The 18912-nt window shown below is 73.1% G+C and carries 19 protein-coding genes; 12 read left to right on the top strand and 7 right to left on the bottom strand.

What is annotated here, in order from left to right; all coding sequences use genetic code 11:
* Positions 1-96 precede the first annotated feature (96 nt).
* The 4 genes from ACZ6ZR_RS18845 to ACZ6ZR_RS18860 form a co-directional block, all read right to left on the bottom strand.
* Complete coding sequence (locus ACZ6ZR_RS18845; protein ID WP_465643681.1) at positions 97-1398, bottom strand: hypothetical protein; 1302 nt, start codon at positions 1396-1398, stop codon at positions 97-99.
* 96 nt (positions 1399-1494) lie between these two features.
* Positions 1495-2280: a hypothetical protein gene (locus ACZ6ZR_RS18850; RefSeq protein WP_465643682.1), complete on the bottom strand. Its 786-nt coding sequence runs from the start codon at positions 2278-2280 to the stop codon at positions 1495-1497.
* A 195-nt stretch (positions 2281-2475) separates the two neighbouring features.
* The gene (rpmG, locus tag ACZ6ZR_RS18855; protein ID WP_465643683.1) at positions 2476-2640 is read right to left on the bottom strand and encodes a 50S ribosomal protein L33; all 165 of its coding nucleotides are present in this window, start codon (positions 2638-2640) and stop codon (positions 2476-2478) included.
* A 62-nt stretch (positions 2641-2702) separates the two neighbouring features.
* Complete coding sequence (locus tag ACZ6ZR_RS18860; protein ID WP_465643684.1) at positions 2703-3482, bottom strand: potassium channel family protein; 780 nt, start codon at positions 3480-3482, stop codon at positions 2703-2705.
* Between the two features lie 191 nt (positions 3483-3673).
* Here ACZ6ZR_RS18860 and ACZ6ZR_RS18865 point away from each other — a divergent pair, with 191 nt between their 5' ends.
* A complete protein-coding gene (locus ACZ6ZR_RS18865; RefSeq protein ID WP_465643685.1) occupies positions 3674-5860 on the top strand; it encodes a polymorphic toxin type 4 domain-containing protein in 2187 nt (728 codons plus the stop codon).
* Between the two features lie 7 nt (positions 5861-5867).
* Here ACZ6ZR_RS18865 and ACZ6ZR_RS18870 read toward each other — a convergent pair whose 3' ends face one another.
* Positions 5868-7085, bottom strand: coding sequence for an MFS transporter (locus tag ACZ6ZR_RS18870; protein WP_465643687.1), 1218 nt, complete (start codon positions 7083-7085; stop codon positions 5868-5870).
* A gap of 107 nt (positions 7086-7192) precedes the next feature.
* Between ACZ6ZR_RS18870 and ACZ6ZR_RS18875 the strand changes: the two genes are divergently transcribed.
* From ACZ6ZR_RS18875 to ACZ6ZR_RS18900, 6 genes are all read left to right on the top strand, one after another.
* Positions 7193-8056 (top strand): winged helix-turn-helix transcriptional regulator, encoded by an 864-nt coding sequence (locus ACZ6ZR_RS18875; RefSeq protein WP_465643689.1) that lies wholly within the window; start codon positions 7193-7195, stop codon positions 8054-8056.
* A 347-nt stretch (positions 8057-8403) separates the two neighbouring features.
* Positions 8404-9423 (top strand): LLM class flavin-dependent oxidoreductase, encoded by a 1020-nt coding sequence (locus tag ACZ6ZR_RS18880; protein WP_465643691.1) that lies wholly within the window; start codon positions 8404-8406, stop codon positions 9421-9423.
* Between the two features lie 264 nt (positions 9424-9687).
* On the top strand, positions 9688-10800 hold the full coding sequence (locus ACZ6ZR_RS18885; RefSeq protein ID WP_465643693.1) for a M24 family metallopeptidase: 1113 nt from the start codon (positions 9688-9690) through the stop codon (positions 10798-10800).
* A 70-nt stretch (positions 10801-10870) separates the two neighbouring features.
* Positions 10871-11431 (top strand): elongation factor P, encoded by a 561-nt coding sequence (efp, locus tag ACZ6ZR_RS18890; protein ID WP_465643695.1) that lies wholly within the window; start codon positions 10871-10873, stop codon positions 11429-11431.
* Positions 11432-11433: 2 nt separating this feature from the next.
* Entirely contained in the window at positions 11434-11874 is a 441-nt protein-coding gene (gene nusB, locus ACZ6ZR_RS18895) for a transcription antitermination factor NusB (RefSeq protein WP_465643697.1), read from the top strand.
* A 115-nt stretch (positions 11875-11989) separates the two neighbouring features.
* Positions 11990-12814 carry a thioesterase family protein gene (locus ACZ6ZR_RS18900; RefSeq protein WP_465643699.1) on the top strand — a complete coding sequence of 275 codons (825 nt, stop codon included), beginning with the start codon at positions 11990-11992 and terminating at the stop codon, positions 12812-12814.
* Here the strand turns inward: ACZ6ZR_RS18900 and ACZ6ZR_RS18905 are convergent.
* Complete coding sequence (locus ACZ6ZR_RS18905; protein ID WP_465643701.1) at positions 12802-13224, bottom strand: hypothetical protein; 423 nt, start codon at positions 13222-13224, stop codon at positions 12802-12804. The two genes, ACZ6ZR_RS18900 and ACZ6ZR_RS18905, sit on opposite strands and share 13 nt — an antisense overlap.
* Positions 13225-13419: 195 nt before the next feature.
* Between ACZ6ZR_RS18905 and ACZ6ZR_RS18910 the strand changes: the two genes are divergently transcribed.
* Positions 13420-14274, top strand: a complete 855-nt coding sequence (locus tag ACZ6ZR_RS18910; protein ID WP_465643703.1) for a hypothetical protein — start codon at positions 13420-13422, stop codon at positions 14272-14274.
* 79 nt (positions 14275-14353) lie between these two features.
* Here ACZ6ZR_RS18910 and bldD read toward each other — a convergent pair whose 3' ends face one another.
* On the bottom strand, positions 14354-14857 hold the full coding sequence (gene bldD, locus ACZ6ZR_RS18915) for a transcriptional regulator BldD (RefSeq protein ID WP_396295619.1): 504 nt from the start codon (positions 14855-14857) through the stop codon (positions 14354-14356).
* 311 nt (positions 14858-15168) lie between these two features.
* Between bldD and pyrR the strand changes: the two genes are divergently transcribed.
* The 4 genes from pyrR to carA all read left to right on the top strand — a co-directional run bounded on the left by pyrR (position 15169) and on the right by carA (position 18911).
* Complete coding sequence (gene pyrR, locus ACZ6ZR_RS18920; RefSeq protein ID WP_465643705.1) at positions 15169-15777, top strand: bifunctional pyr operon transcriptional regulator/uracil phosphoribosyltransferase PyrR; 609 nt, start codon at positions 15169-15171, stop codon at positions 15775-15777.
* Between the two features lie 91 nt (positions 15778-15868).
* Positions 15869-17173 carry a dihydroorotase gene (locus ACZ6ZR_RS18925; RefSeq protein WP_465643707.1) on the top strand — a complete coding sequence of 435 codons (1305 nt, stop codon included), beginning with the start codon at positions 15869-15871 and terminating at the stop codon, positions 17171-17173.
* A 62-nt stretch (positions 17174-17235) separates the two neighbouring features.
* Complete coding sequence (locus ACZ6ZR_RS18930) at positions 17236-17739, top strand: PH-like domain-containing protein (protein WP_465643803.1); 504 nt, start codon at positions 17236-17238, stop codon at positions 17737-17739.
* Positions 17736-18911 (top strand): glutamine-hydrolyzing carbamoyl-phosphate synthase small subunit, encoded by a 1176-nt coding sequence (carA, locus tag ACZ6ZR_RS18935; RefSeq protein ID WP_465643709.1) that lies wholly within the window; start codon positions 17736-17738, stop codon positions 18909-18911. Before ACZ6ZR_RS18930 ends, carA begins: the two co-directional genes overlap by 4 nt.
* Position 18912: the final 1 nt, after the last annotated feature.

Raw genomic sequence — 18912 nt, forward strand, 5'->3', positions numbered from 1 at the left:
CGCGACTTGTTCACCCGTCGGTGGCCGAACCGTTGCCCGGCCTCGTCCACCCCGGGAAGGACGGTCCGCACCGGCCGCGCAGGACAGACAGAACGATCACCGCCACTCGAGGACGACGTCGCCGTAGCCGAGCGCGGTGGCGGCGTCCTCGGTGGTGACCCGCTGCGGCTGGGCTCCGGTGGTGAGGGCGGTGACGTACGACTGCTCGACCTTGCCCTGGACGGAGCGGAAGAGCAGCCGCTTGCCGTCCGGTGAGACCGCGAGCGGGAGGTTCTGACGGTCGGTCACCGGGAGCAGGTCGGGCCCGGCGCCGTCCGTCTCCTTGCTCGACTCCCGGGGGCGCAACTGGTCGACGTCGACGGTCCAGAAGTTGTTGAGGTGCTTCTTCTCGTCCGGGAACTCCGAGTCGTACCCGCAGAGCAGGGTGTGGTTGTCGACCCAGCCGGCCGGCTCGCACTCGTAGCCGGGGAGCGGAAGGATGCCCTCGGTCGAGGTCGGACCGCTGGCCGTGACCCGGGCGATGCTGCGGCCGTGCCCGAGGACGAAGCCGGCGACCCGCTTGCCGTCGGGGCTGAAGCGCGCGACCGGGCCGAGCAGGCCGCGCAGCGGGGAGCCGCCGAGCAGCAGGACGTTGCCCTGGCTGGAGGGCGGCTCACCGGCCCACTGCTCGGTGAGCTGGTGGGAGCCGGAGGTCGAGCGGTTGGCGATGTGCTGCTTGCGGGCGGCGTCGCGGTGGGTGAACCAGACGCTCTCGCCGTCCGGGGCGAACAGCGCGTCCTGCTCCTTCGGTGTGGTGGCGAAGCCGTCGCCGTCCCCGGTGAGGTCGGTGAACTTGCCCGCGCGGTCGACGAATCCGACGTGACCGGCACCGGTCTTGGTGTCTGCGGTCACGACGGCGAGCCGGGTGAAGTCGCGGTCGAAGAGCTGCCGGACCCGCGGCCCGAACGCCGCGTCCGAGACAGCACGGCCGCCGCTCGGCTCCTCGTGCGGGAGGTTCGCCGCGCACAGCGAGTACAGGGCGCTCAGTTCCTCGTGATCCCGCTTGTCGATCACCACCTGCGCGGGCAGCGTGAACTCCACCGAGGCGACCTTCTTCCAGGTCGACGGGTCGAACCCGCGGACCCACACCGTGGCGGGCCGGGACGCGGGCACGGTGCAGCCGGCACTGATCACCAGGTCCTTGCCGCGGAACGCCGAATCGCCGGTGCCCCCGGTGCCCCCGGTGCTCCCGTCGGCCGGAGCCTGGCCGGCCGCTGCCTCGCTGCCCGGCGGCGGTGCCGCCCCGGTGGCCACCACGCTGCTGCCGCCGCCGTCACTACTGCCGGCGCAGCCTGCCATCAGGGGCAGCGCGAGTGCCGCTGCCGCCGCCAAGGCATGCGCCCGATGCGCGAACTTCATGACCGTCCCCCGCCAGATGCTCCGTCAGAATCCCGTGAGTATAGGCAAGATCGACGATTTCCCGATCAGTGCGGCCCGTCGGCCCCGGAGGGAAGGTCAGCGCCGCCGGCGCCGGACGATCGAGTGCACGGTGAACACCGCCAGCGCGACGGTGAGCAGCCCGGCGGCCCAGAGCGAGAGCTGGTCCGGCCCGGTGGCGGCGGCCGGTGCGGCGGCGGGCGCCGGTTCGGTGGCGGAGGGCCGGGCCGGGGCAGGGCTGGTGGCGGAGGGCCGGTCGGTGCTCTTCGGTGGTGCGGAGCTGTGCCCGGAGCGGCTGGGGGAGGGGCTCGGGGCGGGGCCGCCGTACTGGAAGACGGCCTGGGCCTGCTCCTTGCCCTCCAGGCCGCCGGTGGCCTCGTCCTCGCCGGTGCTGATCAGCACCGGCGAGTCCAGGCCGCTGCTGGTGAGCTGGTAGCTGCCCTTGGCGGCCTTGCCGGCCACGGTGACCTTCGCCCGGACGGTCAGCGTGCCGCGCGGCTGGACGGTGACGGCGCCGGGCGGCTCGGCCAGGCTCCACCGGCCGGCCGGGTCCACCCGGTCGGAGGGGCGCCAGCCGCCGTTCGCCGGGTCCTGCCAGAGCACCGTGATCCCGTCGGTGGGCACGCCGCCGGTGCGGGCGTTGGTGCTGACGGTGAGTGAGAAACCGCCGGGCTGGATGCGGTGCGGGGAGGTCGAGTTGACGGTCAGCGTGACCTCGAAGGTGCCGCCGACCGGCAGGGTGGCGGGCACCCCGGAGAGCGTGGTGGTGATCCTGCCGTTGTGCACCTCGGCGGCCCGTGCGGTCTGAGCCGCCGTCAGCACCACGGACGCGGCCAGCAGGCCCGCGGCCAGTGGACGTGCCATCTCCCTGCCCCCTCCGACGTACCGGCCGAGCTGCGCCGAGGACCGGATGCTAGCAACCGGGGCGGGCGCACCCGTCGCCGCCCCGCAGGTGGGGACGTGGAGCGGCCCCGGGCGGTTCCCCGTACGGGGGCCGCCCGGGGCCGGCCGGGGCGCTCAGGTCAGCGCCTCGCGGTCAGCGCTCCTCGCTCGGAGGCGTCAGCGCTCCTCGCGGAAGAGCACGTGCTCGCGGGCGACCGGGTCGAACTTCCGCAGGACCATCCGGTCCGGGTCGTTGCGCCGGCTCTTCCTGGTGACGTAGGTGTAGCCCGTCCCGGCCGTGGACTTCAGCTTCACGATCGGGCGCAGGTCGGTGCTGGCCATACCGGTCCTCCTCGGTTCAGGGCTCCCGGCCGTCGCCGACTGGAAACCGTTTTCACCTGGCCTCAACGCGACCCCGCCCCCGTCCATTCCCCCTGACCTGACGGAGTGCCGACCAGTCCGCCCGGCGCGGCGGCCGCCAGCTCGGCCACCTGGCGGCGCAGCTCGCGGACCTCCTCGGTGAGTTCGCGGATCGCCTGGTGGTTGACCTGGTCCATGCGGTCGTCGGCGTCGGCGCGCGAGATGAACCAGGCGGCGATGTTCGCCGTCACCACGCCCAGCAGGGCTATGCCCGAGAGCATCAGCCCGACCGCCAGCAGCCTGCCGAGACCGGTGGTCGGGGTGTGGTCGCCGTACCCGACGGTGGTCATGGTGGTGAAGGACCACCAGAGCGCGTCGCCCAGGGTGCGGATGTTGGCCGTCGGCGAGGAGCGCTCGATGTCCAGCACGGCCAGCGAACCGAAGACCAGCAGCCCGATCACCGCCCCCACCACGTAGGTGGTCAGTCGCACCTGGGCGGCCATCCGCACCCGCTGCCCGGCCAGCAGCACCAGCGCGACCAGCCTCAGCAGCCGCAGCGGCTGGGCCAGCGGCAGCACCACGGCGAGCAGCGAGAGCGGCTGCGAGCGGACGAACCGCCAGCGCTCCTCGGCCAGGTAGAGCCGGACCAGGTAGTCGAGGGTGAGCGCGGCCCACACCACCCACTCCGTCCACCAGGCCGCGTGCAGCACCGCCGCCCCGGCCTCGGGGTGCAGGATCGGCACGGCGTAGGCGACCGCGAAGACCACGGACAGCACCATCAGCGGGAGCTGGGTGAGGCACTCCCAGCGGTCGAGGCGGGTCATCCGCGGCTACCTCCTGGACGGTTCGGGGCGGCACGACCTTCTCACATCACCACCCCCGACGGTTCCGGTACGCGCGGTCCGTCAACTCCGGCTGACGAGCGCTCAGCAGGCCGTCGGGGAGGCCGCCCCGGCCCCGTCGGCTGCCCCAAAGGGCAGGGCGGAATGCGCGGGTTCGGCCACGGTGGAGGGTGATGCGCGCCCACGGTGACCCTGCCGACCGGTCGCGGCGGCCCGCCGAGCCCCGGCCGCCGCACCGGCCCGAGCACGCCCTGCTGGCCATGCAGCGCGCGGCCGGGAACCAGGCGGTCGGCGCCTGGGTGGCGCAGCGCTCGTACGGCGACCAGGCGCTGGACCGGGCGGCGGCCGGGGAGCTCACCGCGGCGCTCGGCTGGCTGGGCGGCCAGAGCATGACGGCGCTGATCGCCGTGCTGACCCGGGCCGCGGCGCGCGGCCTGCTGCCCGCCCTGCTCACCGGGCTGACGGGGGATCAGGCGCACCTGGGACCGGCGGGTGCGAAGCGGATCGAGGCGGTGGCCCGGGCCGTGCAGTTCCGGGCCGGGCCGAAGGGGCCGACCGGCAGCGACCGGATGCAGGTGGCACTCCTGATGGACGCCGCCGCCCTGCCGGCCGACCAGCGGGCCGAGTTGGAGGCCCTGCTCCGCCGCCCCGGCCCGGCGGGCGGCGACGGGCTGGAGGGCAAGCTGGCCGAGGGCGAGTTCGGCACCGCCTTCGCGATGCTCAACGGGATGAACATGGCGGGCATGCTGGCCCGCCTCACCCGGCTTGGCCGGGCCTGGCACTCCTACCTGGTGTCCAACCTCGCCGCCGCCGACCCGCTCGGGCCGCACGCCCGCTCCCGGATCGAGATCGCCCTGACCGCGGTCGACCGGGCGATGGCGGGCCGGGCGACCGCCGACGACCTGCTCGGGCTGCGCACCTGGATGGCGGAGGCCGGCCTGCCGGAGGACCAGCGGCGGGAGGTGCTGGCCCTGCTGCCGAAGGCCACCGGCGGTGACCCGGAGTCCGTCGCGGCCTACTTCGAGAACGTCGGGCTCTCACCGCTGCTGCTCCCGCTGGCGGTGGCCCGCTCGTACCGGCTGCTCGGCGGCCGCACGCCCGGGCAGATCGCGGTGACCGGTCAGCAGCTCCCCGAGGAGATCCTCCGGGCGCTGGTCTCGCACTCCCGCCAGGCCGGGGCCGGGGGGCAGGAAGCGGAGGCGGTCCGGCAGGGCCTCCAGCAGGCCTGGGCCGCGCGCTTCCCGGGCACGCCGCCGCCCTGGGACGTCGGCCGCCCCGCGACGGTGGCGGACCTGGCGGCGGCCGAGAAGCTGATCCGTGCGCTGGACGCCTCGCTCAAGCACCTGGGCCCCGGGTTCGCGGCCAGGATCGAGGAGTTGAAGACGCCCGAGTCGATCGCGATGATGGCGGGCTTCACCACGGTCTACGTCGCCTCGCAGCTCACCCCGGCCGGCTGGGTGGCCGACGTGCTGGTCGCCGGTCTGGTGGTCGCGGGGCTGGTGATGGGTGGTCAGGAGGCGCTCCAGATCATCCGGCACGTGGCGGCCTTCCTGTCCACCGCCCTGAACGCCACCTCGGACTCCGACTTCGACGCCGCCGGTGAACACCTGGCCACCGCCGTCAGCAAGCTCACCGTCGACGTGGTGACGGCGATCCTGCTGCACCGGGTCGGCAAGGGCGCCACCGGGGTGGCCAGGCGGGTGCTGGCCTCGCCCGGCCTGCCGGGGCTGAAGCTGGGGCTGGTCACCCCGGACGGCACGATGATCCCGGACGTGGCGCCGGAGGTCCTGCAGACCAAGGGCGGCGGCTCCGGCGGCGTCCCGAAGAAGGGCCCGGCCGGCGGGCAGGTGCTCTTCGAGACCACCCGGGCCGACGGCGCCACCGTGATCCGCAGCCGGGTCGGCCGCTCGCCGGGCCGGCTGCGCACCGAGGACCTGCTGCCGCCCGGCGTGGAGGTGAACGTGCCGGGCTGGGAACGGGCCCACAGCCAGGGCAACATCACCGGGGCGGAGAGCGCGCAGGGCATCCGCTACGCCCCCGAGGAGGTCAACCAGAAGCTCCAGCGGCTCGGCATCGAGCAGGCGATCCGCGACCTGTTCTCGCAGAAGGCCCCCGGGGTGGAGGTGATCATGACGACCGAGACCTGGGCGCACCCGGGCGGCCTGCGGCTCGCCAGGATCGTCTACCGGATCGACCTGAAGCGGGCCGCCGGCGGCGACCTGCGCGTCTACGAGGCCTCGATCGAGGTGCAGAACGCGACCGTCTCGCCGCGCTGCGTCCCGACGAAGCCCGTACCGATCGGCTGGAGCCTGATGGAGACCGGAGGGTGGCTCAAGGCCCTGCTGCGGAGGAAGCCCTGACGGCCGGTCAGGCGTTCTCCAGGACCTCGGCCCCCGCGGCCGCCGGCGCGGGCCGCGAGGACCGGGAGCGCAGGGCGGGGGAGGCGGCCAGCAGGACCGCCGCGCCCGCGAGCAGGCCGGCCCCGGTGCAGAGCGGCCAGAGCAGACCGGGCGCCGCGTCGTACACCGCGCCGCCGACCGCCGGGGCGAGCACGGTGCCGCTGATCGAGGCGCCCGCGTACAGGCTCTGGAAGCGTCCCTGCAGGTGGAGCGGGGCGCAGTCCGCGACGTAGGCGGTCGCCGGGGTCTTGTAGAGGATCTCGCCGAGGGTCAGCAGCGCCATGGTGGCGACCGCGAGCCAGACCGAGGCGCCGAGCACCAGCAGCCCGTAGCCGAGGCCGACCAGGGCCAGGCCGGTGCCGATGATCCGCAGCGGGGCGTGCTTGCGCAGGGCCACGGTGGCGGGCAGCTCCAGACAGAGGATCAGCCCGCCGTTGACGGCCATCAGGGCGCCGTACGCGCCGCTGCCGATGCCGTGGTCCCGCAGGAAGACCGGCAGGGTGCCGTACTGCTGGCGGTAGACGGTGTCGATCACCACGATGGCCGGGAGCAGCACCAGCAGCGCGGGCCGGGCCCGCAGCGCGCTCCACAGCGACTCGCCCCCGGCGGCGACGGCGGCCCGCTCGGCCTTCCCCGGATCGGCGGTGAGCACCAGCGCCGCGTACCCGGCGAACAGCAGGGTGCCGATCCCGTCGGCCAGGAACAGCCACCCGTACGAGACCTGAGCCGCGATCAGACCGCCGAGCGGGGCGCCGACCGCGAGGCCCGCGTTCGAGGCGAAGCGCATCACCGCGACGCCCTGCCGCCGCGCCCCGGCCGGGACGGCGGCGGTCACCAGGGTGGAGTTGGCCGCCCGGGCCGCCCCGGAGGCGTACATCGACACCGGCAGCACCACCAGCAGCCCGGCCACCGGCAGCACCGGCAGCACGATCAGCCCGGCGCCGGAGACCACCGAGCTGGCCAGCAGCACCCGCCGGTGGCCGAAATGGTCGCCGAACCAGCCGCCGGTGAAGTTCCCCGCCACCGACCCGATCCCGCCCACGCCCGCCACCAGGCCCGCCTCGGCGACCCCGATGCCGCGCTCGGTGGTCAGGAAGAGGAAGAGGTAGACGAAGGTGAAGGCGGTCATGGTGTTGACGAAGATGCCCGCCGACAGCAGCCAGACGGCCTTGGGTACCGCACGCACGTTGCTCTGCCCCCGTTGGTCAGTTCCTTTAGGGAACGGAATATGCCAGCATGGGAGGGTGAGGGTCAACGGCATCGTGGTCGAGGTTGTTCGGTGGAGGAGGTCGGGTGCCCAGACGAGGCGGGCCCGGTGACGAGAACTGCGCCGTCGCCCAGTCCCTGGACGTGGTCGGCGACGCGTGGACGCTGCTGATCGTCCGCGACATCGCGCGCGGCCAGCACCGCTTCGACGGTCTCCAGCACGAACTCGGCCTCTCCCGGAAGGTCCTGACGGAGCGTCTGGCCCTGCTGGTGGACTCCGGTGTGCTCAGCCGTGAGCCCTACCAGACCCGCCCGCCGCGCTACGAGTACCGCCTCACCGACCGCGGGCGCGGGCTGCTCCCCGCCCTGGTCGCCCTCCAGGACTGGGGCGACACCTGGCTGCTCGGCGACGGCACCTACACCGCCACCGCCGACGGGCACTCCCGCGAGGCTGAGCGGGTCCACGCGCTGCTCGGCACCCGGGTCCCCGAGCTCCTGCTCCCCTCGGCGGACGGGCCGCTCGACCCGGTCTCCGGGCTCACCGTCCTCTACTGCTTCCCCGGCGCCTTCGCCCGCCCCGAGCTCTACCCGCCCGGCTGGGGCACCGTCCCCGGCGCGGCCGGCTGCACCCTCGAATCCCGCGGCTACCAGGCCAGCCTCGCCGAGTTCACCGCCGCCGGGGCCACCGTGCACGGCGTCTCCACCCAGCGCACCGACGAACAGCGCGCCTTCGCCGAGGCCGAGGGGCTGGCCTTCCCCCTGCTCTCCGACGCCGCCCTCGAACTGGCCGCCGCCCTCCGCCTCCCCACCCTCCGGGCCGGCGGCACCCCCCGCCTCAAGCGCCTCACCCTGGTGATCGGCCCGGACCGGGTGGTCCGCCAGGTCCAGTACCCGGTCACGGACATCTCGGCGAGCATCGATGCGGCGCTCCGCGAGGTCCTGCGGAGCTAGAAGTTGTGGACCTAGTGCCGGGCACGGCACTAGGTGATGGCCTCGGGGGCGCGGGGAGCTGCGCGCTGCGGGAGGCGGTGGCCCGTGTGCCGGGTGCGGACGCTCACTCGCAAGTGGTTCTCCGTACCCGGCACACGGGTCCGTACCTTCCGATTCGCGCAGTTCCTCGCGCCCCGGGGCCCTTCGGGCCGGGCCGCCCGGGGCGGAGGCGCTGGTGGGATGTGACGGGTGTGTTGCCTCCGATGGCCATTCCGGGCTGCCTCTTGATCGTCCGTCAGGTGCGTGTGAGTGTGGCCGGGTGCCCGTGCCAGTCGAACCGCGCCTTCGCGGAGAACGGAGGACCCCCGGTGCCCTCGCCTTCGCAGCCCCTTCGCAAGCTGGGTTTCCTGACCATCGGGCTGTTCGACCCCGCCGACCCCGGTAAGGGGCACGAGTCGACGCTCCAGATCATCGAGTTGGGCGAGCAGTTGGGGTTCGACGGCGCGTGGGTGCGCCACCGGCACCTCCAGTACGGGATCTCCTCCCCGATAGCCGTACTCGCGGCGGCGACGCAGCGCACCCGGCGGATCGAACTCGGCACCGCCGTCATCCCCCTGGGCTGGGAGAACCCGCTGCGGCTGGCCGAGGACCTGGCGACCGTCGACCTCCTCTCCGGGGGCCGGCTCAACCCCGGTGTCAGCGTCGGCCGGCCCGGCTACTGGGACCGGATCGCCCCCGCGCTGTACCCGGACACCGCCGAGGCCGAGGAGTTCGGTTACGAGCGGGTCCGACGCCTGCTGGACTTCGTCAAGGGCGAGCCCGCCACCGACTTCAGCGGCGTCGAGGGCATCGAGGTGTACTCCGACCGGGTCCAGCCCGTCGCACCCGGCCTGGCGGACCGCGTCTGGTACGGCGGCGGGAGCCTGCGCTCGGCCCGTTGGGCGGGAGAGCAGGGTCTGAACCTGCTGACCAGCAACGTGGTGCGGGCGGAGGAGTCGGAGGACTTCGCCGAGATCCAGCGCTCGCAGATCGACGCCTTCCGCGGCCACCACCCGGAGGGTGCGCGTGCCCGGGTGTCCCAGGGGCTGGTGGTCATCCCCACCGACAGTGCCTCGCCCGAACAGCGCGCCAAGTACCTGGACTACGCCCGGAACCGGCTTCCGCGCACCGCCACCCCGCAGGGGCCGGCCCGGATGATGTTCGCACCGGACCTGGTCGGGACGTCCGCCGAGATCGCCGAGCGGCTGTACGCCCACGCCGGGTTCCAGGCGGTCGACGAAGTCGTCTTCGCACTGCCCTTCAGCTTCGACCACCAGGACTACGTCCAGATCCTCACCGACATCGCGACCAAGCTCGCCCCGGCCTTCGGCTGGCGCCCCACGGCGTGACCCTTGCCGCGCCGGGCCGCGCTCGGCAGGGCAGCGACCCAGGGGCGCGGGGAACTGCGCGAATCGGAGGGAGGAGACCCGTGTGCCGGGTACGGAGAAGCACTTGCAAGTGAGCGTCCGTACCCGGCACACGGGTCTGTGTCTTCCGATTCGCGCAGTTCCCCGCGTCCCTGACCGCCCTGCGGGCGGCCCGGGCGGGCCGGGGCGCCCACCTTCGGGTGCGTTCGGCGGGCGGGGGTGGGCGGGGGTTCTTAGGCTCGGGGCATGGTTGATGCACATGCGGCCCGGCGGGAACGGCTCAGGCAGCACTGCAGCGCCTCCGGCGCCGATGCGGCGCTGATCACCCGTCCCGCGAACGTCCGGTACCTGACCGGCTGTGCCCCCTGCGGGGCCAGCCTCCTGCTCACCCGGGACCGCGCGCTGCTCGCGCTGCCCGAGGACCTGCCGCCGGACGACACCGGTGAGCACCTGATGCCGGACGACCCCGAGCTCTCGCGGGTGCTGGTGCCGAGCGAGAGCGACACCGCGCTGGCCGCCGCCGAGGCGGCGGCCCGGCTGAGGGTGCGTGACCTGGCGGTGGAGGAGCACGACCTGACGGTCAGCCGGCACCGCGCGGTGGCGGGGTTGGCCAAGGGGGTCGACCTGATGGACCTGGACCGCGCGGTGGAGCGGCAGCGGGTGGTCAAGGACGAGCACGAGATCGCGGATCTGCGGATCGCCGCCGAGATCGCCGACCAGGCGCTGGGCGAGCTGCTGGAGTCGATCCTGGTCGGGCGGACCGAGCGCCACCTGGCGATGGAGCTGGAGCGCCGGATGATCGACCACGGCGCGGACCGGGCCGCGTTCCCGGTCTCGGTCGGCACCGGCAGCCACTCCGGCCAGGAGGCCCACCTGCCCACCGACCGCCGGGTGGAGGAGGGCGACTTCCTCACCGTGGTGCTCGGCGCCCAGTACCGGGGCTACCGCGTCTCCACCGCCCGCACCTTCGTGATCGGTGCCGCCCCCGCCCCCTGGCAGGTGGACCTGCACCGGCTGGTCTTCCGCGCCCAGCGGGCCGGCCGGGAGGCGCTCGGGCCGGGCGTTCTTCAGCACGCGCCGGACCTCGCGGCCCGCGAGATCCTCCGGTCCGGGGGCCACGTCGGCAACGCCGCGCACCCGCTCGGTCACGGCATCGGGCTCGAGATCAGGGAGGCGCCGCGTCTCGGGCCCGCGGACATGGGTAAACTGGACAATCGCGTGCCGGTCACCGTCGGCCCCGGGGTGCACATCCCCGGAAAGGGCGGAGTCCGGATCGAGGACACGCTCGTGGTGCGCCCCCTCGAAGAGGGCGGGCCCGAGCTGCTCACCATCACCACCAAGGAGCTCCTCGCGCTGTAGCCGCCCCGGCGGCCGCGGCACGCGCAATCCCTTGGTTCCTTGACAGCTATATCCAGGAGTTAGTGCGCCCGTGGCTTCCACGAACGATCTCAAGAACGGCATGGTCCTCAACATCGACGGCAAGCTGTGGTCCGTCGTCGAGTTCCAGCACGTGAAGCCCGGTAAGGGCCCGGCCTTCGTGCGCACCAAGCTCAAGGAGGTCCTGAGCGGCAAGGTCGTCGACAAGACCTTCAACGCCGGCGTGAAGGTGGAGACCGCCAACGTCGACAAGCGCACGATGCAGTTCTCGTACAAGGACGGGGACAACTTCGTGTTCATGGACATGGACACCTACGACCAGCTCACCATCGAGCCGTCGGTCGTCGGCGACGCCGCCAAGTACCTGCTCGAGGGCTTCGAGGCCCTGGTCGCGCAGAACAACGGCTCCCCGCTGTACGTCGAGCTCCCGACCTCCGTCGAGCTCGTGATCGCCGAGACCGAGCCGGGCCTGCAGGGCGACCGCTCGACCGGTGGCACCAAGCCGGCCACCCTGGAGACCGGCGCCGAGATCCAGGTGCCGCTCTTCGTCACCACCGGTGAGAAGGTCAAGGTCGACACCCGCGACGGCAGCTACCTGGGCCGGGTCAAGTAACCGTGTCCGCTGCGCGCACCAAGGCCCGCACCCGGGCTTTCCAGATCCTCTTCGAGGCCGACCACCGCGGGGTCGACCCCCAGCGGGTGCTCGCCGACTGGATCGCGCGGGCGCGCGACCCCAAGCCGGACGAGGGCATTCCGCAGGTCGCCGAGTACACCATGCAGTTGATCGAGGGGTACGTCCAGTACGCCCGCAAGATCGACGAGCTGATCTCGACCTACGCCGTGGGCTGGACCCTCGACCGGATGCCGATCGCGGACCGCAACGTCCTGCGCCTCGGTGCCTACGAGCTGATCTGGGAGGACGGCGTCCCGGACGCGGTCGTCCTGGACGAGGCCGTCGAGATCGCCAAGGAGTACTCCACGGACGACTCCCCGGCCTTCGTCAACGGCCTGCTCGCCCGCTTCCTGGAGCTCAAGCCGACCATCCGTCGCGACTGAGCCCGCACCGGAGCCGCCGGACCCCCTCGGGGGTCCGGCGGCTCTGTCGTTCCCCGGGGTGGCTGGCCTATGGTGGCTACTGACGGGTAACTGCTCTGTGAAGGCGGCTCCACCGATGACCACCGCGACCCTCAGCGAGTTCGACCAGGGCATCGCCCTCAGTTCCGACGGCCCGGGGGCGTACCGGGCGGAGCTCGGGGAGGGCTGGCAGATCGGCGGCGGGGTGAACGGCGGGCTGCTGCTGGCGGTGGCCGGGCACGCGCTCTCGCTGGAGCACCCCGAGCACCCGGATCCGGTGTCGATCAGCGGGTACTACCTGTCGGCCTCGGTGCCCGGGCCGGCCGAGGTGCGGACGGAGTCGGTGCGGCGGGGGCGTTCGCTCTCCACCGCGACGGCCTCGCTGAGCCAGGGCGGGGAGGAGCGGCTGCGGGTGCTCGCCACCTACGGGGACCTGAGCACCCATCAGGGGGAGGTGCGGACCACCGCGGTGGCGCCGCAGCTGCCGCCGGTGGAGCAGTGCGTCGGGGTGGAGCACGCGCCGCCGCAGCTGATCTCGCAGGCCGCGCTGCTGGAGCGGTTCGACCTGCGGCTGGACCCGGCGAGCGTCGGCTGGGCGCTCGGGCAGCCGTCGGGGCGGGGGCTGATCCAGGGCTGGTTCAAGCTGGCCGACGGGCGGGAGCCGGACCCGCTCTCGCTGCTGCTGGTGGCCGACGCGCTGCCGCCGGTCACCTTCGACCTCGGTATGCCCGGCTGGGCGCCGACCATCGAACTGACGGTCCATCTGCGGGCCCGGCCGGTGCCCGGCTGGCTGCGCGTGGTGCACTCCACCAAGAACCTGGCGGCGGGTCAGTTCGAGGAGGACTGCGAGATCTGGGACGCCTCGGGGCGGCTGGTCGCGCAGTCCCGGCAGCTGGCCCGGGCGCCGCGTCAGCCGAAGTAGGAGGCGTCGCGCACCGCGAGGCTGGCGGCCATCGCGGCCAGGGTGTCGTCGGTGACCTCGCGGCCCTCGCTGGTGAGGGTGACCACGGACCCGCCGGACCGGATGAAGTACACGACCGTGTCCGTCTGCGCGGTGGCCCGCCAGGTCGATGCGGTGAGCTGGTAACAGGCCAGGTCGAGGGCACCGGTGGGGAGGGCCACCCGCCAGGACGGGCGGACGCCGAGCAGGTGCAGGGCGGTCCAGCCGAGGGCGAAGACCACCGCCCCGGCGGCCAGCACGCCGAAGAAGAGCGATCCCAGGCAGTTCCAGCCCGTGCACGGGATCAGGGCGGCCAGATGGGCCGATCCGATCAGCAGCAGACCGCTCACCAGGCCTACCAGGGCCGCCCGCGGCACACGTGATCCCGGCATCCCGCTTCCCCCCGCAGAGCAGTGTGCGGGGGCGCGGGGGAGGGGCGCATGAGTACCCGTACTCATGCGCTCCCGGTGTCGGCTGTGTCACGGACGGTTACAGGCTTGTGACGTGCGGTGCGTGTGCGATGGCCGGGGAGGGGGAGGTAGGAGGTCAGCGGCACCCCGCCGCTGACGAACCATCAGGAGCCTCCGATGAGCCGTAACGGTCGCCCGGCCCGCCCCGCCCGCTGCACCTCCAACCAGGACCGCCACGAGGAGCAGGCGTTCGTGACGGGGATCCTGGCCGGCCCGGAGGACTTCGACCGGGTGCGGGAGTGGCGGCTGACGGACGCTCCGGACTACGACGCCTACCTGCTGGACACGGCGGTGCTGCTGGAGGAGGCCCGGCGCAGCTTCGGGACGGTGCAGGCGCGGGTGTTCCACCCGCAGGACTTCGCGGAGTTCTGCCTGCTGCACGGGCTGGACCCGGCCGAGCCGGTCTCCCGGGACCGCTACCTGGTCAACCCGCCGCTGCAGACCCAGCTGCTGCCGTACCAGGGTGAGGAGCTGAGCGGCGACTTCCTGCCGCGGCTGCTCCGGGCGCGGGAGAACGGGCTGACGCTGCGGCACGCGGACCTGCTGCTGGACGGGGGACTGTACGCGGCCGAGGGGGACGCCGACCCGGCGGTGCGGCGGGCCTACCAGGCGGGGGCGGAGGTGTTCCGCCGGATGCTGGTGGGGGCCGGGCCGGGGACGTACGAGTTCCGCTGCGTGGTGGAGGCGCCCGGCGGGCGGCTGACGGCGGAGGCCCGGATCCTGCACTGGGAGGACGGGGTGGTGCGGATCAACGACGAGGACCTGGACCTGGTCTGCGCGGTGCTCTGCGCCGGGCTGTACCGGGAGCTGCCGGGGGCGGCGCTGCTGCACGGCACCCAGGGCTCGGGCTGCGGGGAGTACCGGCCGGTGGCCTGGGCCTGGCAGGGCGGCGGGTACGGGTACGTGCCGGCGGCGGTGGAGCTGGACGGGGTGGTGGCCGCGCCGGGGTTCGCCCTGGGGACGGTGTGCTGACCGGGGCCGGTACGCGCGAACGGCGGAGCGGGCCCGTGAGGGCCTACTCCGCCGTGACGTTTCTGCATGTGACGTCAGGTCAGCTGACGTCCTCCTCCCGCACCGCGCGGCGCGCGTCCGGGTTGAGCACGCCCCAGCTGATCAGCTGCTCGGTGAGGATCGAGGGGGACTGGTCGTAGATCACGGCCAGGGTGCGCAGGTCGTCCTGACGGATCGACAGCACCTTCCCGTTGTAGTCGCCGCGTTGGCTCTGGATGGTGGCCGCGTAGCGCTGCAGCGGGCCGGCCTTCTCGGACGGCACCTGGGTCAGTCTCTCCAGGTCGAGCACCAGGCGCGGCGGCGGCTCGGCAGCGCCGCCCGGGGTGCCGCCGGGCAGCAGCTCCTGGACCGGGACGCCGTAGAACTCCGCCAGCTCCGCGAGACGCTGCACCGTGACCGCGCGGTCGCCACGCTCGTACGAGCCGACCACCACGGCCTTCCAGCGCCCCTGGGACTTCTCCTCGACGCCGTGCAGGGAGAGCCCCTGCTGAGTGCGGATCGCCCGGAGCTTGGCCCCGAGCTGCTTCGCGTAGTCGCTGGACATTGGTCTCCCCGGACGAGATTGCTTCGCGTTGAAGGGTGAGCACGAGCGGGCTGGTGGTTCGGCCGCCTGACCCGGCTGCGTTACCGGTGGGTTCGGCGGCCGTCTCGTAACTCACTGTGAGGTTACGTAGAGTGAGGTAGTTGCGTCAAGCCGAATGGTGCACTCGTGCGATTGGCAGCCCGGTGGGGCCCTGACCAGGCAGACATGATCGCCCTGTTACGATGGCCGCGGCTTCCGGCGCAGCCCGGAGTCGTTCCACGGACATCCTTTAAAGCCCGTCCTGTGAGGCGGGGAAGGAGGTCGGCTTCGGCATGACCGCACGTACTGACACAGCGCGTCCACCGCACCAGGTGCTGGACGCCACCGACGTGGCCCGGGTGATCACCCGGATCGCGCACGAGATCGTCGAGCGCGCCAAGGGCGCGGAGGACGTCGTGCTGCTCGGCATCCACACCCGCGGGGTGCACCTCGCCCGCCGGCTGCAGGCCAAGCTGGCCCAGATCACCGGCCGCGAGATACCCATGGGCACCCTGGACATCACCATGTACCGGGACGACCTGCGGCTGAAGCCCGCCCGGGCCGCCGAGCACACCGAGATCCCGGCCGACGGGATCGAGGGCAAGCTGGTCGTCCTGGTCGACGACGTCCTGTTCTCCGGCCGCACCATCCGCGCCGCGCTCGACGCGCTGAGCGACATCGGCCGCCCGCGCGCCGTGCAGCTCGCCGTGCTGGTCGACCGCGGCCACCGCGAACTGCCGATCCGGGCCGACTACGTGGGCAAGAACCTGCCGACCTCGCTGCGCGAGGCGGTCCAGGTCCGGCTCGCCGACGTGGACGGCCGGGACGCCGTGCTGGTCGGGGACCGCGACTACGCGGCCCGCTCCTCCCAGGCCTTCGCCGCCGACCCCTCCGGGGAGTAGCGGCCGGACGGTGCCCCGCGCCCGTCCCGCCGCGCTGCCTCGTACCCCCGTACCGACACACCCCCGGTCGAACACCCCCGGAGCCACAGCCATGACCACGTACCTGATCCGCAACGCCCAGATCCTGGGCGGCGCCCCGCAGGACCTGCACCTCGCCGAGGGCGTCATCCAGGCCATCGGCACCGACCTGGCCGTCGAGGCCGACGTCGAGATCGACGCCCGCGGCCTGCTGGTGCTGCCCGGCCTGGTGGACCTGCACACCCACCTGCGCCAGCCCGGCAAGGAGGAGGCCGAGACCGTCCTGACGGGCACTCAGGCCGCCGCCATGGGCGGCTTCACCGCCGTGCACGCGATGGCCAACACCACCCCGACCGCCGACACCGCCGAGGTGGTCGAGCAGGTCCACCGCCTCGCGCTGGAGGCCGGCTACTGCGACGTGCACCCCGTCGGCGCCGTCACCGTCGGCCTGGAGGGCAAGGAGGCGGCCGACTGGGACGGCATGCACCGCTCCGCCGCCGCCGTCCGGGTCTTCTCCGACGACGGCAAGTGCGTGGACGACGCCGTGATGATGCGCGCCGCGCTGGAGTACGCCAAGAGCGTCGACGGCGTGGTCGCCCAGCACGCCCAGGAGCCCCGCCTCACCGAGGGCGCCCAGATGAACGAGGGCAGCGTCTCGGCCGAGCTCGGCCTGCCGGGCTGGCCCGCCGTCGCGGAGGAGGCGGTCATCGCCCGCGACGTCGCGCTGGCCGCGGCCACCGGCGGCCGGCTGCACGTCTGCCACCTCTCCACCAAGGGCTCGGTGGAGATCGTCCGCTGGGCCAAGGCCCAGGGCTGGGACGTGACCGCCGAGGTGACGCCGCACCACCTGCTGCTCACCGACGAGCTGGTCCGCACCGGCGACGCGGTCTACAAGGTGAACCCGCCGCTGCGCACCGAGGAGGACGTGCTCGCGCTGCGCGCCGCGCTGGCCGACGGCACCATCGACGCGGTCGGCACCGACCACGCGCCGCACCCCGAGGCGGACAAGACCTGCGCCTGGGCGGTGGCCGCGATGGGCATGGTCGGCCTGGAGACCGCGCTCTCGGTGGTCCAGCAGACCATGGTGGACACCGGTCTGATGAACTGGCAGGGCGTCGCGGACCGGATGTCGCACCGCCCGGCCCGGATCGGCCGGCTCACCGGCCAGGGCCGCCCGGTCTCGGTCGGTGAGCCCGCCAACCTGGTGCTGTTCGATCCCGCGTACCGTGGGACCGTGACCCCCGACGCCTTCGCCACCCGCAGCCGCAACACCCCCTTCAAGGGGCTTGACCTGCCCGGGAAGGTGCACGCCACCTTCCTGCGCGGCACCGCCACGGTGCTGGCCGGGGCCCTGACCGAGCTGGGCGGTGCCTCGTGACGATCGTTCAACTCGCGCAGGAGAAGGCGAAGATCACCGACTGGACCCCGTACCTGGGGTGGATGGCCGGCCTGGCGATCCTGGTCGGCCTCGTCTACTGGCTGATGCGGCAGGGCTGGAACTGGCGCCGCACGCTCCAGTCCGACCTGCCCCCGCTGCCGGAGGTGCCCGCCGACCCGGGCAGCCCGCTGCTGGAGGCGAAGGGCCGCTACCACGGCTCGACCACCGCCGGGAACTGGCTGGACCGGGTCGTCGCGCACGGCCTCGGCACCCGCAGCCTGGCCGAACTCACGCTCACCGAGCGGGGCCTGCTGGTCCGCCGGCCCGGTGACGTGGACCTCTGGATCCCGGCCGGCAGCCTGACGGCCGCCCGGACGGACTCCGGGATCGCGGGCAAGGTCGTGCCCGCCGGACTCCTCGTCGTCACCTGGGACAACCAGGGTGTCGCGCTGGATTCCGGCTTCCGGGCCGACCACCCTGAGGAGCACACCGCCTGGGTCGAGGCGGTCGAGGCTCTGGTGACACGACGTACGACGAAGAAGACGGAAGAAGAGGCCGCCAAATGACCGCACCTGCCCCCACCACCACGCGCCACAGGCGGGAGCGCATCCCCGCCGTGCTCGTCCTGGAGGACGGCCGGGTGTTCCGCGGCCAGGCCTACGGCGCGGTCGGCGAGACCTTCGGCGAGGCGGTCTTCAACACCGGCATGTCCGGCTACCAGGAGACCCTGACCGACCCGTCCTACCACCGCCAGGTGGTCGTCATGACGGCCCCTCAGATCGGCAACACCGGCTGGAACGACGAGGACGACGAGTCCTCGCAGATCTGGGTCTCCGGCTACGTGGTCCGCGACCCCTCCCGGGTCACCTCCAACTGGCGCTCCGAGCGCTCGCTGGACGAGGAGCTGGTCCGTCAGAACATCGTCGGCATCAGCGGAGTGGACACCCGCGCGCTCACCCGCCACCTGCGCGAGCGCGGTGCGATGCGGGTCGGCATCTTCTCCGGCGAGGCGCTGGCCGACGAGGCCGAGCTGCTGGCCCGGGTCGGCCGCGCGCCCGAGATGAAGGGCGCCGACCTGTGCGCCGAGGTCGCCACCAAGGAGACCTACGTCGTCCCGGCGATCGGTGAGAAGAAGTACACCGTCGCCGCGCTGGACCTCGGCATCAAGGGCATGACCCCGCACCGGATGGCCGAGCGCGGCATCGAGGTGCACGTCTTCCCGGCCAACTCCACCGCCGAGGAGCTGTACGCGGTGAACCCGGACGGCGTGTTCTTCTCGAACGGCCCCGGTGACCCGGCCACCGCCGACCACCAGGTCGCGGTCGCCCGCGAGGTGCTGGCCAAGAAGACCCCGTTCTTCGGCATCTGCTTCGGCAACCAGATCCTCGGCCGCGCGCTCGGCTTCGGCACCTACAAGCTGAAGTACGGTCACCGCGGCATCAACCAGCCGGTGCAGGACCGCACCACCGGCAAGGTCGAGGTCACCGCGCACAACCACGGCTTCGCCGTGGAGGCTCCGCTGGACCGGGTCTCCGACACCCCGTTCGGCCGCGCCGAGGTCTCCCACGTCTGCCTGAACGACGACGTGGTCGAGGGCCTCCAGTGCCTGGACACCCCCGCCTTCTCGGTCCAGTACCACCCCGAGGCCGCGGCCGGTCCCCACGACGCCGCGTACCTCTTCGACCGCTTTGTCGACCTGATGGCCGGCGCCCCGGCCCGCACCACCGCAGGGAGCTGAC

The sequence above is a fragment of the Kitasatospora sp. NPDC088742 genome (assembly GCF_055584905.1).

Excerpts from the sequence above, each read along its gene's own strand:
- ACZ6ZR_RS18910 (WP_465643703.1), top strand. The coding sequence starts at position 13,420 with ATGAGCCGTAACGGTCGCCCGGCCCGCCCCGCCCGCTGCACCTCCAAC.
- ACZ6ZR_RS18930 (WP_465643803.1), top strand. The coding sequence starts at position 17,236 with ATGGCCGGCCTGGCGATCCTGGTCGGCCTCGTCTACTGGCTGATGCGG.
- ACZ6ZR_RS18885 (WP_465643693.1), top strand. The coding sequence starts at position 9,688 with ATGGTTGATGCACATGCGGCCCGGCGGGAACGGCTCAGGCAGCACTGC.
- pyrR (WP_465643705.1), top strand. The coding sequence starts at position 15,169 with ATGACCGCACGTACTGACACAGCGCGTCCACCGCACCAGGTGCTGGAC.
- bldD (WP_396295619.1), bottom strand. The coding sequence starts at position 14,857 with ATGTCCAGCGACTACGCGAAGCAGCTCGGGGCCAAGCTCCGGGCGATC.
- ACZ6ZR_RS18900 (WP_465643699.1), top strand. The coding sequence starts at position 11,990 with ATGACCACCGCGACCCTCAGCGAGTTCGACCAGGGCATCGCCCTCAGT.
- ACZ6ZR_RS18845 (WP_465643681.1), bottom strand. The coding sequence starts at position 1,398 with ATGAAGTTCGCGCATCGGGCGCATGCCTTGGCGGCGGCAGCGGCACTC.
- rpmG (WP_465643683.1), bottom strand. The coding sequence starts at position 2,640 with ATGGCCAGCACCGACCTGCGCCCGATCGTGAAGCTGAAGTCCACGGCC.
- ACZ6ZR_RS18865 (WP_465643685.1), top strand. The coding sequence starts at position 3,674 with ATGCGCGCCCACGGTGACCCTGCCGACCGGTCGCGGCGGCCCGCCGAG.
- ACZ6ZR_RS18850 (WP_465643682.1), bottom strand. The coding sequence starts at position 2,280 with ATGGCACGTCCACTGGCCGCGGGCCTGCTGGCCGCGTCCGTGGTGCTG.
- ACZ6ZR_RS18925 (WP_465643707.1), top strand. The coding sequence starts at position 15,869 with ATGACCACGTACCTGATCCGCAACGCCCAGATCCTGGGCGGCGCCCCG.
- ACZ6ZR_RS18905 (WP_465643701.1), bottom strand. The coding sequence starts at position 13,224 with ATGCCGGGATCACGTGTGCCGCGGGCGGCCCTGGTAGGCCTGGTGAGC.
- ACZ6ZR_RS18860 (WP_465643684.1), bottom strand. The coding sequence starts at position 3,482 with ATGACCCGCCTCGACCGCTGGGAGTGCCTCACCCAGCTCCCGCTGATG.
- carA (WP_465643709.1), top strand. The coding sequence starts at position 17,736 with ATGACCGCACCTGCCCCCACCACCACGCGCCACAGGCGGGAGCGCATC.